Here is a 17,199-nt window from a genome sequence, read left to right on the forward strand (position 1 = left end):
GCCGAGGGGTCACGTCACGGGGCAGGGACGGTGTCGGTTCCCGGCGCCCGGCGCGGGCTCCGGCCGGACCGGGGTCACTCCTGCGGCGCGGGTGCCACCGCCAGCGCCTCGACCACGAGGGCGTGGCCGGGGCGGTCGGCCAGGCCCGGGGCGGCCAGGCCGACCTGGGCGAGGTACCGGCCGGTCAGGGTGAGCGGGGCCGTCCGCCGGGCCCAGGCGGGCCAGGTGGGCTCGGGGGAGGAGAGCTCGGGGCGCACCCGCAGGGTGTAGCGCGTGCCGGGCTCCAGCCCCGGGAGGCGTACGGGCGCGCCGTTCTCGGCGGCGGAGGTCTCCAGCTGGACGTACGCGAAGAGGGCGTGGGCCCGGTCCCGCGAGACGACGCCGTGGACCCAGGCGGCGGGGTCGGGGTGGTCGGTGCGCACGACGTCGCCGCCGTGGAGCAGCGGCCGCAGCTGCTTGTAGGCGTCGATCCACGCGGCCAGCGCCGCCAGGTCCTCCTGCGGCCAGCCGGAGATGTCGGACTCGATGCCGGCGTGCCCGAACAGGGCGGTGGCGCAGCGGAAGGCGAGTGTCGTGTCGCGGTGGCTGATGTGGGCGGGGGAGGAGCCGACGTGGGAGCCGATCAGCTCGTAGGGCAGCAGCAGGCCGGTCCAGCGCTGGATGGCCTGTCGTTCGACCGGGTCGATGTTGTCCGAGCCCCAGATCCGGTCCGTGCGTTCGAGGATGCCGAGGTCGGCGCGGGCCCCGCCGGAGGAGCAGGACTCGATCTCCAGCCCGGGGTGGCGGGCCCGCAGTTCGTCCAGGAGCCGGTAGACCGCCGTCGTCTGGGCGTGCACGCCGGGGCGGCCGTCGTGGACGGCGTCGGCGAGGTCGCGGTTGTGGTCCCACTTGACGTAGTCGATGCCCACCTCGCCGACCAGGGTGCTGATCCGCTCCAGCAGGTAGGCGTGGGCGTCGGGGTGCGCGACGTCCAGCACGTGCTGGCTGCGCTGCTCGTACGGGAGGCGCTCGGGGTCGGCGAGGAACCAGTCGGGGTGGGCGCGGGCCAGGTCGGAGTCGGGGTTGACCATCTCGGGTTCGAACCAGAGGCCGAACTGCATGCCGAGCCCGTGGACGTGGTCGGCGAGCGGGCGCAGGCCGTCCGGCCACACCTTCTCGTCGACGTACCAGTCGCCGAGGCCGGCCCGGTCGTGGCGGCGGTGGCGGAACCAGCCGTCGTCCACCACGAACCGTTCCACGCCGACCTCCGCCGCGGTCCGCGCGAAGGCGTGCAGGCGCTCGGGGTCGTGGTCGAAGTAGACCGCCTCCCAGATGTTCAGGGTGACGGGCCGGGCGGTGGTCGGGTGCTGCGGCCGGGCGCGGAGCATGGCGTGGAAGCCCCGGCTGATCCCGTCCAGGCCGGTGCCGGAGGTCGCGAAGTACACCCACGGGGTCCGGTGGAACTCGCCTTCCGCCAGCCGGATCTCACCGGCGTCCAGCAGTTCGCCGGCGCCCAGGACCGTCGTCCCGTCGGCCAGCCGCTCCGCGTACTGGACGTGGTTGCCGCTCCAGGCGGGGTGCACGCCCCAGACCTCGCCGTGCCGGAAGCCGAAGCCCTCGGTGCCGGTGAGCAGCAGTCCGGCGTCGAAGCCGGTGCGGCCGCGGCGGTTCTCCCTCGACCAGACGCCGTGCCGCAGCGGGGCGCGCTGCGGTGAGCGCTCACGGGCCCAGCGGCCGGTGAAGTCCAGCAGTTCCGCGGCGTGGGCGGGCACCGGCAGCACGCAGGCCAGCGCCTCCACGGTGTAGGGCTGCGGCGCCGTGTTGGTCAGGGTGTGCCGCATCCGCACCACGCCCTGCTCCGTCATCTCCAGCTCGGTGTCCAGCGCGAGCCCCGCGCCGGGGTCCAGGGCCCGCGCGTGGACGGTGCCGCCCCGGCCGTCCCGGGCGCCGTGGACGGCGACGGGTTCGGCGAGTTCGAACCGCAGGGGGCGGACGCGCCCGTCGCGGTGCCCGGCCAGCGTCGGGCGGCCGAACCAGCCCGAGCCCCGCCCCTGGGAGGGCATCAGGCTCCCGCCCTGGTGGCGCGAGGTCCGGCCCATGGCGTCGAGCACCTGCGCGGCGTCACCGGCGCCGAAGCCGGGGTCGGCGCCCCAGTGCAGCACCCGGGGCGGCTCGGGTCCGGTGACGTCGAGCGCGAGGGCCGCTTCACCGGCCGTCAGCACGACGAGCTTCGCCTCAGTCATGTCGTCCTCGTTCAGGGGGGGTGGTCCTGGACTGCAAGGTCGTGTGAGCGTGAGCGTTAACAGGCACTCCGCCCGACGCGTTGGCCGGTACGGGCTTTCCTAGAGATAGCACGTCCACCCGCGCGCGAACATCCCGTGTCCGGTCAGCGCTCGCGACCTACGAACGCCCTGTCGAGATGGGCACGCAGCTGCCGGGCCGGCCTCGGCCGACCGCCCGCCCAAGGGGCCGTGCTCAGGCGCAGGCGGCGCCGTTCAGGGTGAAGAGGGCCGGGGCGGGGTTGGCGGTGGAGTACGTCGCCTGGAAGCCGAAGCTCGCACTCGCTCCGGGCGGCAGCGTGCCGTTCCAGCCGGAGTCCCGGGCGGTGACGGCGCCGCCCGACTGGGCCACCGTCGCGTTCCACGCGTTGGAGATCCGCTGGTCACCGGCGAAGCTCCAGCCGAGGGTCCACCCGGGGACGGCGGAGGTGCCGGTGTTCGTGACGGTGACCGTCGCCGTGAACCCGTTGCTCCAGGCGCTGTCGACCTTGTACGCCACCGCGCAGGACCCCGTGGGCGGCACCGGCCCCGGCCGCCGCTCGGCGGCGAAGGCCGCGAGCCACGCCAGGGAGGCGTTCCAGTTGACCGCCACCTCGTTGGTCGAGTACGAGCCGATGTCGTCCACGTAGCACGCCGCCGGTGCGCAGCCCTGCAGTTGGGCCTTCGACACCGGGTCCTCCAGGCCCTTGTCCGGCCCGCCCGCCAGGGAACCCGCCGGCGGGTGCGGCAGCGAGGGGTCGTTCTGGTGCGCCCAGAACCGGTGGTGCTGGTTCTCGGAGGCGCGCGGGCCGTAGCCGGTGACGTACGAGTGGTCCAGGGCGTTGCGGCCCAGCAGGTAGTCCAGGGACTCCAGCGCTCCCGTGCGGTAGCGCTGCTGACCGGTCAGCTCGTAGGCGACGGCGATGGTCATCGCATTGTTGAGGACCGCGCTGTTGGAGCCCCACACATAGCCGTCGGCGGGGATCGGCACGGCGTAGCCCTGGCCCGCCATGGTGGTGAGGTAGCCGTCGGCCGCGGAGGTCAGCAGGCCGCGCAGCCGGGCGATGTCGTCGGCGGGCAGGGCCACGCCGGGGACGGTGGCGAGGGTGATCCGCCCGAGCGTCGCGGTGCCGCCCCACCAGAACGCGTCGACGGGTTCGGTGTGGTGGGGGGAGGAGGTCACGGCGTCCCGGTACTGCGACTCGCCGGTGGTGGCGAGGAGTTCGGCCGCCGCCCAGTAGAACTCGTCGGAGACGTCGGCGTCCTCGTACGCGCCGCCACCGGTGCTGTCGGTCGCCGGGGCGAACACGGCCGGATTGGCCTTGGCCGCCGCCCAGGCACGGCGCGCGGCGTCCAGACAGCGGGCGGCGAAGGCGGCGTCGTACGGGGCGTACACCCGGGCGCACTGGGCGCCGGTGGCGGCCAGGTTCAGGGTGGCCGCGGTCGAGGGCTTGTGCAACTCGCGTTGCTCGGGGTCGAGTTCGGGGCGGGTCGGCAGGGCGGTCCAGTGGGCGTCGTGCACCTTGTGGAAGGCCATTCCGGCCATCGGCTGGTCGGCCGGGACCTGCATCCGCATCAGGAACTCCAGCTCCCAGCGGGCCTCGTCCAGCACGTCCGGCACGCCGTTGCCACGCTCCGGTATCCGCAGCGTCGAGTCGCCGAGCGCCGCGTCCCCGCCCGAACGGTGGGCCCGTTCGAAGGAGTTGACCAGTTCCCAGGTCGCGATGCCGCCGTTGACCACGTACTTGCCCTGGTCGCCGGCGTCGTACCAGCCGCCGCGGACGTCCAGGGTGTAGTTGCAGACCCCGGCCTGGCAGGGCACGTTGGTGTCGCCCTTGTTCGGCGCGACGCCCAGGTGGCCGGCCGGGCGGGCGTAGGCGCTGCCCGCCAGGGCGGCGTCGATCGCGATGCCGCTGCGCTGCTGGTAGAAGAACGACATGCTGTCGGAGCGGAGGCCGTCGTACAGCGCTGCCGAGATGGCGAAGGGGTGGCTGGCCCGGCCGCCGACGACCAGGGTGAAACCGGTTCCGGTGCCGGTGTAGGCGCCGAAGTCCACCAGGTGGGTGGACTGGCCGGACGCCTGGTCGGCGCCGTACGGGACGGTGGTGCCCGAGGCGACCTGCGCGCCGGAGGCGTCGCGCAGCTGCCAGGCCAGCGGGGCGGTCGCGGAGCTGACCACGGTGGCCCGCTTGGGGCCGTCGGGCAGGTAGCCGAGCTGGTTGACCCGGACGGGGGAGTCGGTGGCGGCGGCGACCGGCGCGGCCGCGTGGGCGGGGCTCGCCGTGAACGCGGCCGAGGCCGTACCGCCCGCGGCCAGGGCGAGACCGGTCAGTAAGGCGACGACGCGCCGCGGCCCGCCGCGGCGCGAGGTGACAGGAGGCACGGGGGAGCCTTCCATGGGTGGGGGTGGGGGTGGGAAACGGGCATCCGCGAGACTGGGAGCGCTCCCAAGGCTCCATCAAGCCAGCCCCGCAGGGGCGCGTCAAGACATGGGGACGGAATGGATCCCGACTCCGGACCGCCCGGGGCGGTACTTCCCGGAAGAAGCCTTCGATAGTACGGTCGCGCGCATCAGCCGAGACCCTCCGGAGGAATTCCGCATGTCGGCACGCTACTTCGAGGACTTCGCGATCGGCCGTGGCGGGCTCGCCCCGCGTGCGGTCCTGGATTCCGACGCTCCTGTGATCGATCTCAACGGGCCGTGGGCCTTCCGCTTCTCGCCCACGCTGCGCGGCGAACCGGACGGCTTCCAGGAGCCGGAGTTCGACGACGGCTCCTGGGGCGCCCTGCCCGTCCCCTCGCACTGGCAGCTGCGCGGCCACGGCCGGCCGGTCTACGTCAACGTCTCCTACCCCATCCCCCTGGACCCGCCGTTCGTCCCGGACGAGAACGAGACCGGGGACTACCGCCGGGTCTTCGACCTGCCCGGGTCCTGGGACGGTGTGCCCGCCGTGGTGCGCTTCGAGGGTGTGGACTCCTGCGCCCGGGTCTGGCTGAACGGGACGGAACTCGGGGTGACGTACGGCAGCCGCCTGCCGGTGGAGTTCGACGTGACCGCCGCGCTGCGGCCGGGGCGCAACGTGCTGGCGGTCAGGGTGCACCAGTTCTCCGCCGGCACGTACCTGGAGGACCAGGACACCTGGCGCCTGTCGGGCATCTTCCGCGACGTCCGGTTGCTCGCCCGCCCGGCCGGCGGCATCCGGGACGCCTTCGTCCGGGCCGACTACGACGCGGCCACCGGGGCGGGCCTCCTGCGGGTGAGCGTGGACACGGACGCGCCAGTGCGGATCACCGTGCCGGACCTCGGGATCGACGACCGGCCGGCCGAGGGCGGGTTCCGGCTCCCGGAGGTACGGCCGTGGAGCGCGGAGGACCCGCACCTGTACGAGGCCGAGCTGGCCACGGCGACCGAACGCGTCCGGGTCCGGTTCGGGTTCCGCACCGTCGCCGTGGACGAGCACGGCGTGCTCCGGGTCAACGGGCGCCGCGTCGTGCTGCGCGGGGTCAACCGGCACGAGTTCGACCCCGACCACGGCCGCACCCTCTCCCTGGAGACCATGCGCCGCGACGTGGAGCTGATGAAGCGGCACAACATCAACTCCGTCCGCACCTCCCACTACCCGCCGCACCCCGCCTTCCTCGACCTGTGCGACGAACTCGGGCTGTACGTCGTGCTCGAGTGCGACCTGGAGACCCACGGGTTCGAGTACGCCGACCAGGAACGCTGGCAGCGCAACCCCTGCGACGACCCCCGCTGGCGCACCGCCTGCCTGGACCGCATCGAGCGCACGGTCGAGCGGGACAAGAACCGCCCGAGCGTCATCCTCTGGTCGCTGGGCAACGAGGCGGGGGACGGCCGGAACCTGCGGGCGATGGCCGACTGGCTCCACCGGCGCGACCCCTCGCGCCCGGTCCACTACGAGGGCGACCGGCTCGCCGAGTACACCGACGTGTTCGGCGAGATGTACCGCACGCCCGCGGCCGTGGCGCGGATCGGGCGCGGGGAACTGCTCCCGGGCGAGATCTCGTACCCCGCGCGGGCCGGGTCCGGCGACCCGGCGGACGATCCGCGCAACCGTAAGCCGTACCTGCTCACCGAGTTCGCCCACGCGATGGGCAACGGCCCGGGCGCCCTCGCCGAGTACGAGCGGCTGTGCGACGAATACCCGCGGGTGCAGGGCGGCTGGGTGTGGGAGTGGATCGACCAGGGCCTGCGAACGTACGACGCCGAGGGGCGCGAATTCTTCGGCTACGGCGGCGACTTCGGCGAGGACCTGCACGACGGCAACTTCATCTGCGACGGCCTGGTCTTCCCCGACCGCACCCCCTCCCCGGGCCTGCTGGAGTACGCCAGGGTCAACGCCCCGGTGCGCATCGGCCCCGGCCCGGAGCCCGGGACGCTGAGCGTGGAGAACCGCTACCAGGTGCTGGACCTGTCCCATCTGCGGTTCACCTGGTCGCTGGAGCGCGAGGGCACCGAGCTGACCCGGGGCGAGCTGCCCACCCCGAGGCTGGCCCCCGGGGAACGCGGCCGGCTGCCGCTGCCCGCGCCCGACCTGCCCCCGGGGGAGAACGGGGAGGGGGAGGACGGGGAGGGCGAACTCTGGCTCACCGTACGGGCGGAGCTGGCCAAGGCCACCGACTGGGCTCCCGAGGGGCACGTCGTCGCCTGGGGCCAGCTCCCGCGCTCCGCACCGGACCGCAGCCGTCCGGAGGGGCTTCTGGTGAGCGCTCACACCGAGGACGGGAGCGTCCGGCTCGGCCCGGGCCGCTTCGACCCCGACACCGGGCTCCTGCTCGGCCTCGGCGAACTGCCCCTCCAGGGACCGCGCTTGAACCTGTGGCGCGCTCCCACCGACAACGACCGCGGCTGGTCCCAGCAGGACGCCGCCTACTGGAAGGCCCGCGGCCTGGACCGGCTGCGCCACCGCACGGTCTCCGTCACCCCTGGCGCCGACGGCCTGACCGTCGTGGTCCGCAGCGCCGCCGCCGCGGTCAGCTGCGGCTACCTGACGACGTACCGCTGGAGCAGCGACGGGACGAGCCTGCGGCTGCGCGTGCACGCCGAGCCGGTCGGCCACTGGCCCGAGCGGGAGGACCACGAGGCCGAGAGCCTGGTGGACGCGGCCCTGCCGCCCGGGGAGTTCCGGGAACTGGTCCGCCGGGGCGCATCGCGTTCGCTGGCCCGGATCGGCCTCGACTGGCAGCTGCCCGCCGACTGGTCGCTCGTCGAGTGGTTCGGCGCGGGGCCCGGCGAGGCGTACCCCGACTTGCGGCACGCGGCCCGGGTGGGACGCTTCCGCGCCACGGTCGACCAGTTGCAGACGCCCTACGTGCGCCCGCAGGAGAACGGCAACCGGGCGGACGTGCGGTGGGCCGAGATCAGCGACGGGGCAGCGGGAGCCGTCCGCGTCCAGGGCGAGGAGCTCTTCCACCTCTCCGCCCGCCGCTGGACCGACCGGCAGCTCGCCGAGGCCCGGCACCGGACGGAGCTGGCCCCGGGGCCGGTGGTCCACCTGCACACCGACCACGCCGTCCACGGCCTGGGCAGCGCCGCGTGCGGCCCCGGCGTGCTGCCGGAGCACCGGCTCGAACTCGGCACCGTCGACTTCACCCTCCTCCTCACGCCGATCCGGCGGTCGTGACACCGGAAGCACCCGGCCACCGTGGGTACGGCGGCCGGGTGCTTCCCGTGGTGCCCGCCGGCGCAGGCCACCACGGATCGGTGCGAGCGGTCCGCAACGGGCCCGCCCGTCACGGGCGGGCCCGTTCCGGTCAGCGTCGCAGGGTGAGGAGGGCGGGGCGCCAGGGGAGTTGGTCGTAGGGGGCGGTGGAGCCGGGGGTCATGCCCTGGTACAGGAGTTGGAGGTTGCAGGGGTCGATGGTCATGGTCTGGTCGGGGTTGTTGCGGACGAGGTCGCCGTGGCTGATGTCGTTGGTCCAGGTGGTGCCGCTGTTGGCTTTGCCGGCGAAGGGGTTGTTCTCGGTGGCGGCTTGGGGGGTCCAGGTGCCGTTGAGGCTGGTGGCGGTGAAGGAGCGGAAGTAGCGTTGCTCGTTGGCGCCGCGGGCTTCGACGATCATGAGGTACTGGTTCCGGTCCTTGACCTTGTAGACCTGGGGTGCTTCGAAGAGGTTCTTCACCGTGTCGGTCATGACGGTGGTGTAGGAGGAGCCGAAGTTGCCGGGGAAGTTGCCGATGGGCATGCTGGCCCGGTAGATGCTGCCGTTGTCGCCGGCGAAGAACAGGTAGATGTTGTGGTCGTCGGCGATCAGGGTCTGGTCGATCGGGCCGGTGCCGGAGTTCGGGATGCTGCCGGTGAACAGGGGCTGCGGCGCGGACCAGCCGTTGGGGTTGGTCGGGTCGCTGGAGGTGCGGTAGATGAACGGCCAGGCGCCCCACTGGTAGGCGAGCACCCAGATCTTCTTGGGCGCGAAGTAGAAGATCGTCGGTGCCACGGCGGCCTGGTTCATCCCGGTCTGCGGGGCGGAGGCCATGCCCGACCAGTCGCCGAAGGGGCTGAACGCCATCGAGCCGTAGGACTTCCCGTTCACGTTCGACGCGTAGACCAGGTGCTTGCCGTTGTACGTGACGTTGGTGAAGTCCTTCAGCGAGGCCCAGCCGTGGGCGGGCTGCGCCAGCGCGCCCGTCGAGGACCAGTGGTACGTCGACGGAAGGGCGCAGCCGGCGGCCGCCGGAACGGCCGCCTGCGCGGGGGCGACGAGCGCAGCCGCGGCGGTCAGGGCGGTGAGCATCACGGACAGGTGCTTGCGCAAGGGGAAACCTCCTGGGTGAACGGACGGGCGGTCGGAGACGGTGTGTGAGCGCTCACAACGGTGCGCGCGACCGTCGTCGTGCGGCGGGGATCCGGCACCGTGGGTCAGCTCTTGTCGCAGGAGACCGTCGGCCAGGTGGTGCTGCCGTTCTTCATGATGGTCATGCCCCAGTTGTCGCCCGCGCCGTTGGGAGTGGCGACCAGCGTCCGGGCGTCGGGGTAGGACGCGTTGACGTTCCAGGTCGAGCTGACCGTCTCCGGGGCGGGGACGTGCACGGTCACCTTCCAGGCGCTGGTGCCGGTGACCGAGACGTTCAGGTTGTAGCGGTCGCTCCACGAGGAGCCGGCCGACAGCGTCGCGGTGCAGCCGCCCGCGCCGCCGCCCCCGCCGCCCCCGCCGGTGGTGGTGCCCAGCGTGATGTTGGAGTTGCCGCTGCTCTGGTAGCCCTCGGTGGCCAGGATCTCGTAGTTCATCGTGCCGAGGTTCATGCCGGACCTGGCCCACGCGTCGAAGTGGTTTCCGACGGTGATGGTCCCGCCGGTCCGCTTGGCCCGGCGGACGCTCCAGTACTGGTTGAAGGTCTTGATGCCTTCGATGGAGGGGGCGTTGTAGCGCGTCGTCTCGTAGACGTCGTAGGTGTCGCCGTCGGTGGTGACGGTGCCCTTGTAGGTGCCGGTGGGCTTGTAGGAGCCGTAGTTCTCGACGATGTAGTACTCGACGAGAGGGTTGGTGGTCCAGCCGTAGAGCGACAGGTAGGCGTTGCCGTTGGTGCTCCACGTGCCCGAGTAGGACACCGGGTTGCGGGATCCGGTGCTCCAGCCCTTGCCGGCGACGAAGTTGCCCGCGTTGGACCACGAGGTCCCGTAGTTGCCGCCGCCGTTCAGGGACATCGAGGCCGCGCCGCTGCCCTCGGTCCAGAACGAGTAGAAGTATCCGCCGTCGGTGCCCGTCTGGTTCGTGGTGACGGTCGCGGCCTCGGCGGTGCCGGGCGTGATCAGGACGACCGCGAGGGCCGGTGCGAGCATGCGGGCCTTGCCTGCGAGCCGCCAGCGGCGGCCGATCCTGCGGCTCCGGGAGAGGGGGAGGTTCACGAGCGTGATCCGTCCTGTCGGGGGGATGGGGGTGGTGGCGGTCCTGAGCCGCCGGGCGGCCGCGAAGGGGTGGGTGCCGTCGCCCGGCGAAACGCGCAGAACCGACCTGTCGTCAACACGCCTGCGTCCGCCAGCAGTTGGCGGACGGGCGGCGTCGATCGATCCGAGGCGCCGCTGGGACGTGCCGACGGCGACAGTGTTGGCCTGCTCCCGACAAGGTGTCAACACTTTCGACAGGAGGAGCGACAGATTCGTTCCGCCCTCGGCCGTACCCCTCCCGTGAATGCGCAGGTCAGGCCGGTGACGGCGATGCACACCAGCTGAACTCACGTTCACCAGGGCATTTTTCTGCGACCAACTTGACGAAAGCGCCATGCCATGCCCCGAAAGTTTCGGCCACGCGATCGCCGTGCCCTCCGCTCAGTCCTCTGCTCGGAGGAGCCGGGACATGTACGTCGCCCCCGGGCCGTACGCGGCCGGCAGCGTGATCTCGGGATGCCGGAGGAAGCCGCGCGCCGCCCAGAAACCGGCGGCGTCCCCCACGGCGACGAGCGACACCACCTCGTACGCCTGCCGGCCCGCCTCGGCCAGCAGATGGTCCAGGAGCCGCCCGCCCAGCCCCAGTCGGCGGTGGCCGGGTCCGATGACGAGGTCGTGCAGGTGCAGGTTGGTGGAGACGAAGGGCGTCGTGTCGGCGTGGGCCAGATCGGGGAAGCGGAACCGGGGGTACGGCAGGGACAGGGCGTAGCCCAGGATCCGCCGTCCGTCCGCGAGGACGTAGGAGGTGCTCCGGTTCGTCCGGCTCAGGAGAGCCTCCGGTGACTCCGACAGGCCGCTTCCCGCATAGGTCTGGGTCTCCAGCGCCACGATGCCGGGCCAGTCCTCCTCGGTGACGGGACGGGGCTCGACGGTCATCGGCTGCCCGCCTCGTCCAGGACAGCGGCGCGCACGGCGCGGTGGGGCAGCGGCGGGAAGCCGTTGAATCCGCTGGTCAGATAGCTGACCGAGTAGGCGCCGGCCGTCAGGATCCACACCGGGTCGCCCGAGGTGACGGCGGCGGGCACCGGGACGGGATGCGCTGCCGCGTACGCGTCGTCGCTGTCGCAGGTCGGACCGGCGATGACGGCCGGTACCGTGGGGCCGCCGCGATGCGTCGGGAAGACCAGCGGGTACTGCACCTGGTCCATCTCGTAGAGCCCGTTGAACCGGCCGCAGCTGAGGTAGAGCCAGTGCCGGCGCTTCCCGTCGCTCTGCTGGCGCTCGGTGAGGCGCACGACGCGGGCCCGGATCACGCCGTGGTCGGCGACGAGGTGGCGGCCCGGTTCGAGGACGAAGCGAAGCGGGCGTGCGCTCGCGAGGCGGAGCCGCCGAATGCCGTCCCGCAGCTCCGCGAGGATGCCGTCCAGGTCGGGGCGCAGCGGTTTCCCCTGCCGGTCGCGGTAGCCGAGGGCGGGCAGGCCTCCGCCGAGATTGACGTGGTCGAGGTGGATGCCGCGCTCCCGCAGCACGGCGATCGCCTCGGTGAGTGCGGTGACGGCGGATCTCCACGCGCCCGGGTCCATCTGCTGGGATCCCACGTGCAGGGACAGTCCGCTCGGGGTGAGGCCGTACGCACGGGCCGTCTCCAGCACGGTCGCCGCGTCCTGCGGGCTGCACCCGTGCTTTCCGTTCAACGGCCACAGGGCGCCCGCGCCGGTGGTGGCGAGGCGGCAGAACACCCGCGCCCCGGGGGCGTGCGCGGCGATGGCCCGTACGTCCGGAACGCTGTCGGTGGCGAACTCGCGCACCCCCATGCGGTGGGCGGCGGCGATGTCCTGATCCGACTTGACGGTGTTGCCGTAGTGGATCAGACGGGCGTCACCGCCCGTGCGCAGTGCCTGGGCGATCTCGTGCGGGCTCGCGGCGTCGAAGCCCGCACCGCCGCGGGCCAGCACCTCCAGCACCTCGTCGACCGGGCACGCCTTGACGGCGAAGCGCACCTCCACGCCCGGGAGTTGACGGAGGAGGCGGGCCAGGCCGGTGTCGACGGCGGCGAGATCGAAGAGGATCTCGTCCTCGGTGGCCGCCGTCAGAGCGGTTCGCAACTCGGAGCTGATCAGCATCGGCCGGACTCCCCGGCGGGCCGGCCCGCCGCCTTGGCCGCGGCGACCAGGCCGGCCCAGGCGTCGATCAGCAGGGCGAAGTCCGTCATGTCCCGCTCGGCCTCGGCGAGGAGCTGGTCGCGGCACGCCCCGAGGCGTTCGGCGAAGACCGCATAGCGTCCGCCCAGCGTCCGGTACGCCAGTTCGAGCTGGTCGAGCCGCCGGATGTTCGGTGCCTGATCGAGCCGGGCGGCCTCCCGGACGATGGCGGCGATGCGTTCGGCGCGGATCCGGTACCCGGGGCCGAGCAGGCGCTGCCCCTCCTCCCGCATGCGCTGGTAGATCACATGGAGGTAGCGCATCGACAGGAAGAACTTCGCCAGCCGGAGGTGGTAGGGGTGGAAGGCCGCGTCCGTCTTCCGGTCGGGCGTGTGCAGGTTGACGACGTGCCGGTTGTGGAGCACACCGGGGAGGCGGCTGTCCGGGACCAGGTGGATGAGGAAGTAGTCGCTGCCGATGGTCTCGGTCATCGGCGGCAACGGGATCTCCTCGTGCACCCGGTGGTAGCTGATGTTGCCCATGTCGACCCGCATCGGGTCGACGAGGCAGAGGATCGAGTGGTCCTGGACGAACGGCTCGTCGGCGGCCCCCGTGAACGACTCCGCGACGAGCGCGCGCTTGTCCTCCTCCGTGGTGCCCTCGGCGGCCCAGAGGCTGACGATGTGGTAGTACGCCTGCGGGTTCAGCTGCTTGATCTCCGCGATGTCGACCGACATCTCGCCGACGTAGGAGGCGCCGACGGTCACCACGGGCTTGTCCCGGTCGGCCGGGTCGAGATCCACCTCGCTGACGTACGCCGCGACTTCGGCGGCCGGCCTGCCCAGCGCGATCAGTTCGTGGTGCACGGGGAAGACCGGGCCGATGGCGTGCTTCTGGAACTCGATGTCCGAGTCGCGCCGGTGCACCGAGTCGCAGCCCAGCGAAGCCGCGATCAGGAAGGCACGATTGGTGCACGCCCCGTAGGAGACCGCCTTCGGCAGCATGAGGTCCATGATCAGCTCCGGCTGCGGGTGCCCGGAGCGGGCGACCACCCCGGACAGGAAGTCGCGTTGCCGCTCCTCGTCGAGGTGCAGCACGGTGAGCTTCGCCGTGCTGGGGAGGGCGTCGACGGCGGCGGCGTGCCGACGGAAGGTCGCCGGGTCGGAGGAGTCGAGGATCACGTACACGACCTCGACGTCGAACCGGTCGATGGCGTAGGAGGCCTCCGCCGCCACCGCGGCGATGGTGGCGACGCATTCTCGGTGGGTGGGCAGGGCCAGGCAGATCTTGCGCAAGCCGGACGCGGTCAACGGTGTTCCTCTGTTCGTCGGCGTGACGGCGCCGTGCCGCCCCCGTGCCGTCGGGGATGTTCACGCTCGGGTTGAAGGGCCCCGTCCACGGGCCTTTGCCCGGCCCGCAGATGCCGGGCAACGACCCGTGGACGGGTGACTGACTGCGGAGACGGGGGTCAGGCCAGGCCGCCCCGGCGGATGACCTGGGAGTACCAGTGGGCGCTGGACTTGGGGGTGCGCTGCTGGGTGGCGTAGTCGACGTGGACGATGCCGAAGCGCTTGCCGTACCCGTACGCCCACTCGAAGTTGTCCAGGAGGGACCACAGGTAGTACCCGCGGACGTCGGCGCCGGCCTCGATGGCGTCGGCGACGGCGCCGAGGTGGCTCTCCAGGTAGCGGATCCGCTCGGGGTCGTGGACGGCGCCGTCGGCGTCGGGCACGTCCTCGAAGGCGGCGCCGTTCTCGGTGACGAGCAGCGGCAGGCCGAACTCCCGGTGCAGGGCGGTGAGGGTGTCGGAGAGCCCGGTCGGGTCGATCGGCCAGCCCATCGCCGTCAGGTCGTCGTTGGCGCGGTGGAAGGCGACGTCCTCGGCGCCCGGCCAGGGGCTGTGGGGGCTGTCACCGTGCCCGTCGTGGCGCGCGAGGTTCCTGGCGTTCTCCGCGGAGGAGACCACGGTGGGGTTGTAGTAGTTGAGGCCGAGCAGGTCGATGGGGCGGGAGATCTCGGCGAGGTCGCCGTCGTGGACCAGTTCCTCCCACCTGACGAGGTGGGCGGTGTCCTTGAGCAGGTCCTCGTCGTAGCGGCCCTTGAACATGGGGCTGGTGAAGACGCGGTTGCCGACGGCGTCGATCCGGCGGGCCGCCGCCAGGTCGTCGGGGTGGTCGCTGAGCGGGCGGACGGCGTGCAGGTTCAGCGAGACGGCGATCCGGGAGGCGCCCGGGAGGGCGGCGCGCAGGGCGCCGACGGCGAGGCCGTGGCCGAGGTTGAGGTGGTGGGCGGCCTTGAGGGCGTCGGCGGGGTCGGTACGGCCGGGGGCGTGGACGCCCGAGCCGTAGCCGAGGAAGGCGCTGCACCAGGGCTCGTTGAGGGTGGTCCAGGTGGAGATCCGGTCACCGAGGGCTTCGGCGGCCAGGGCGGTGTACTCGGCGAAGCGGTGGGCGGTGTCGCGGTGGGGCCAGCCGCCGGCGTCCTCCAGCTCCTGGGGGAGGTCCCAATGGTAGAGGGTGGCGACGGGGGTGATGCCGTGGCTGAGGAGCTCGTCCGTGAGGGCGCGGTAGAAGTCGAGGCCGGCCTGGGAGGCGGGGCCGCGTCCGGTGGGCTGGATCCGGGGCCAGGCGAGGGAGAAGCGGTAGGTGGTGAGGCCGAGGTCGGCCATGAGGCGGACGTCGTCGCGGAAGCGGTGGTAGTGGTCGACGGCGGTGTCGCCGGTGTCGCCGTTCTCGGTCCTGCCGGGGGTGTGGCTGAAGGTGTCCCAGATGGAGGGGGTGCGGCCGCCTTCGGTGACGGCGCCCTCGATCTGGTACGCGGCGGTGGCCGCGCCCCAGGCGAAGCCCGCGGGCAGGGCGCGGTGGACGGGGACGGACGGGGTGGTCACGGTCATCGGGTTCGTGCTCCAAGGAGGTGGGGGTGACGGGGCTCGGGGCGGGGGTGACGGACGGTCAGCCCTTCAATGCACCCTGGGTGATGCCGCCGACGATCTGTCGGCCGAAGACGGTGAACACCAGCAGCAGCGGCAGGGTGCCGACGAGCGCGCCGGCGGTGATGACCGACCAGTCGGTGGACCAGCCGGTGCCCAGCCCGGCCAGGGCGACCTGGACGGTGGGGTTGACGGCACCGTTCACGGCGATGATCGGCCACAGGAAGTCGTTCCAGGACTGCACGAAGGTGAGCATGCCCAGCACCGCCATCGCCGGCCGGGCGACCGGGACGACGACGTGCCACACGACCCGCAGCGAGTTCGCACCGTCGACCCGGGCGGCCTCCAGCAGTTCGGTGGGCAGGGCCTGGGTGAGGTACTGGCGCATGAAGAACACGCCGAAGGCGGTGACGAGGGTGGGCAGGATCAGCGCGCCGAGCTGGTTGCCCAGTCCCAGGTGCTTCATCAGGATGAACAGGGGGACGATGCTGACCTGGGCCGGCACCGCCATGGTGGAGACCACCAGCGCGAGCAGCGCGCCGCGGCCGGGGAAGCGGAGCTTGGCGAAGGCGAAGCCGGCCAGCACGGAGAAGGCCACGGTACTGAGCGCGACGGTGCCGGCGACCAGCGTCGAGTTGAGCAGCGCCACGCCCATGCCGCGCGCTCCGGCGTGCTCCCAGACGTAGCCGATGTTGTGGAACAGGTTCCCGCCGGGCACCAGCGGAGGCGGCGTGGCGATCACCCGGTGGCCGTCGCTGGAGGCCGCCACGAGCGTCCAGTACAGCGGGAAGAGCGAGGCGACCGAGACCAGGATCAGTGTCGCCAGCGCGAACGGTCCGGCCCGGTGCTGGCCGCCCGCACCCCGGGCACGCGGCCGGGGCGTCCCCTTCCGGAGACGGCGGGCGGGGGAGTCGGAGGCGGGGACGGTGGTCATGGGCGTTCCTTCCCGCTCACTTGGCGGAGCGCAGGCGGCGGGCGATGAGGGTGTTGGCCAGGCCGACCAGCAGGAGCAGGCCGAACATGATCCAGGCGATGGCGGAGGCGCGGCCGAGCATGCTGCTGTGGAAGCCCTGGTCGTACATGAAGACGCCGAGGGTCTCGTACTGGTGGTCCGCGCCGCCCTGGTGGCCGCTCTGGCCGCCGAACAGGTAGGGCTCGCCGAAGAGTTGGGTGGCCCCGATGAAGGAGACCACGACCGTGAACAGGATGGTGGGGCGCAGCTGGGGGATGGTGACGTTGCGGAACTGCTGCCAGCGGCTGGCACCGTCGATCGCGGCGGCCTCGTACAGGTCGCGCGGGATCGCCTGCATCGCGGCGAGGTAGATCAGCGCGTTGTAGCCGGTCCACCGCCAGATGACGATCACCGAGATGGCGAACTGCGAGGTCCACGGGCCCGCCTCCCAGCGGACCGGGCCCGCTCCCACCAGGCTGAGCAGCCAGTTGGCCATGCCGCCCTCGGGGCTGAAGACCAGCGCGAACACCAGGGTCGCGGCGGCCACCGAGGTCGCGTACGGCGCGAGCAGCGCGGTGCGGAAGAAGCCGCGCGCCGGGAGCTTGTAGTTGAGCAGGTGCGCGAGGCCGAGCGCGGCCAGCAGTTGGGGGACGGTGGACAGCAGGCCGAGGGTGACGGTGTTGCCCAGGGCGTTCCAGAAGTAGTGGCTCGGCGCGCCGAAGAACAGGTCCCAGTAGTTCTGGAACCCGACCCAGTCGGCCTTGTCCACGTTGTAGAGGCTGACCCGGTGCAGTGACAGCCAGCCGGTGTAGAGCAGCGGGAAGAGGCCGAAGACGGCGAACACCAGGAAGAACGGCGCGACGAACACGTAGGGCGAGACGCGGTGGTCCCAGCGGTGCAGGCGGCTGCGCAGGCCGCTCGGCGCCGGGCGGCGGGCCTGGGTCGGGGTGGTGGGCGGTGGGCCGGGCGGGTCGCTCCGGCCCGTGCGGGTGGGGGTGGCCACAGGTTTCCTCCGTGCCGTGTCGGCCGCCGGGTGGCTCGACGCGTCGGTCATTGATGGGGCAGGGGCAGGGGCAGGGGAGAGGGCGAGGGCGAG

11 protein-coding genes are annotated in these 17,199 nt (G+C 72.4%); 1 reads left to right on the forward strand and 10 read right to left on the reverse strand.

Going from position 1 to position 17,199, the window contains the following annotated elements; all coding sequences use genetic code 11:
- Window positions 1-74 precede the first annotated feature (74 nt).
- Window positions 75-2,222 (reverse strand): alpha-galactosidase, encoded by a 2,148-nt coding sequence (locus AB0F71_RS06835; RefSeq protein WP_360229303.1) that lies wholly within the window; start codon window positions 2,220-2,222, stop codon window positions 75-77.
- A 232-nt stretch (window positions 2,223-2,454) separates the two neighbouring features.
- Window positions 2,455-4,620, reverse strand: coding sequence for a glycoside hydrolase family 9 protein (locus AB0F71_RS06840; RefSeq protein ID WP_360229305.1), 2,166 nt, complete (start codon window positions 4,618-4,620; stop codon window positions 2,455-2,457).
- Between the two features lie 217 nt (window positions 4,621-4,837).
- Between AB0F71_RS06840 and AB0F71_RS06845 the strand changes: the two genes are divergently transcribed.
- Window positions 4,838-7,882, forward strand: coding sequence for a glycoside hydrolase family 2 TIM barrel-domain containing protein (locus AB0F71_RS06845; RefSeq protein ID WP_360229307.1), 3,045 nt, complete (start codon window positions 4,838-4,840; stop codon window positions 7,880-7,882).
- 130 nt (window positions 7,883-8,012) lie between these two features.
- Here the strand turns inward: AB0F71_RS06845 and AB0F71_RS06850 are convergent, their stop codons facing one another.
- The 8 genes from AB0F71_RS06850 to AB0F71_RS06885 form a co-directional block, all read right to left on the reverse strand.
- The gene (locus AB0F71_RS06850; protein ID WP_360229309.1) at window positions 8,013-9,011 is read right to left on the reverse strand and encodes a non-reducing end alpha-L-arabinofuranosidase family hydrolase; all 999 of its coding nucleotides are present in this window, start codon (window positions 9,009-9,011) and stop codon (window positions 8,013-8,015) included.
- A 104-nt stretch (window positions 9,012-9,115) separates the two neighbouring features.
- Window positions 9,116-10,036, reverse strand: a complete 921-nt coding sequence (locus AB0F71_RS06855; RefSeq protein WP_360229504.1) for a glycoside hydrolase family 11 protein — start codon at window positions 10,034-10,036, stop codon at window positions 9,116-9,118.
- 486 nt (window positions 10,037-10,522) lie between these two features.
- The gene (locus AB0F71_RS06860; protein ID WP_360229311.1) at window positions 10,523-11,017 is read right to left on the reverse strand and encodes a GNAT family N-acetyltransferase; all 495 of its coding nucleotides are present in this window, start codon (window positions 11,015-11,017) and stop codon (window positions 10,523-10,525) included.
- Entirely contained in the window at window positions 11,014-12,204 is a 1,191-nt protein-coding gene (locus AB0F71_RS06865) for a type III PLP-dependent enzyme (RefSeq protein WP_360229313.1), read from the reverse strand. The genes AB0F71_RS06860 and AB0F71_RS06865 overlap by 4 nt, the downstream gene beginning before the upstream one ends.
- Window positions 12,198-13,517 carry a DUF6271 family protein gene (locus AB0F71_RS06870; protein ID WP_360229506.1) on the reverse strand — a complete coding sequence of 440 codons (1,320 nt, stop codon included), beginning with the start codon at window positions 13,515-13,517 and terminating at the stop codon, window positions 12,198-12,200. The genes AB0F71_RS06865 and AB0F71_RS06870 overlap by 7 nt, the downstream gene beginning before the upstream one ends.
- A gap of 173 nt (window positions 13,518-13,690) precedes the next feature.
- A complete protein-coding gene (locus AB0F71_RS06875) occupies window positions 13,691-15,115 on the reverse strand; it encodes a GH1 family beta-glucosidase (RefSeq protein ID WP_360229315.1) in 1,425 nt (474 codons plus the stop codon).
- A gap of 58 nt (window positions 15,116-15,173) precedes the next feature.
- Entirely contained in the window at window positions 15,174-16,085 is a 912-nt protein-coding gene (locus tag AB0F71_RS06880; RefSeq protein ID WP_360229317.1) for a carbohydrate ABC transporter permease, read from the reverse strand.
- A 16-nt stretch (window positions 16,086-16,101) separates the two neighbouring features.
- Window positions 16,102-17,106, reverse strand: coding sequence for a sugar ABC transporter permease (locus AB0F71_RS06885; protein WP_360229319.1), 1,005 nt, complete (start codon window positions 17,104-17,106; stop codon window positions 16,102-16,104).
- Window positions 17,107-17,199 lie beyond the last annotated feature (93 nt).

The sequence above is a fragment of the Kitasatospora sp. NPDC028055 genome (assembly GCF_040637885.1).
Classification (GTDB): Bacteria; Actinomycetota; Actinomycetes; order Streptomycetales; family Streptomycetaceae; genus Kitasatospora.

Coding starts and splice junctions, on each gene's coding strand:
- AB0F71_RS06835 (WP_360229303.1), bottom strand. CDS start 2,222: ATGACTGAGGCGAAGCTCGTCGTGCTGACGGCCGGTGAAGCGGCCCTC.
- AB0F71_RS06845 (WP_360229307.1), top strand. CDS start 4,838: ATGTCGGCACGCTACTTCGAGGACTTCGCGATCGGCCGTGGCGGGCTC.
- AB0F71_RS06855 (WP_360229504.1), bottom strand. CDS start 10,036: ATGCTCGCACCGGCCCTCGCGGTCGTCCTGATCACGCCCGGCACCGCC.
- AB0F71_RS06860 (WP_360229311.1), bottom strand. CDS start 11,017: ATGACCGTCGAGCCCCGTCCCGTCACCGAGGAGGACTGGCCCGGCATC.
- AB0F71_RS06865 (WP_360229313.1), bottom strand. CDS start 12,204: ATGCTGATCAGCTCCGAGTTGCGAACCGCTCTGACGGCGGCCACCGAG.
- AB0F71_RS06875 (WP_360229315.1), bottom strand. CDS start 15,115: ATGACCGTGACCACCCCGTCCGTCCCCGTCCACCGCGCCCTGCCCGCG.
- AB0F71_RS06880 (WP_360229317.1), bottom strand. CDS start 16,085: ATGACCACCGTCCCCGCCTCCGACTCCCCCGCCCGCCGTCTCCGGAAG.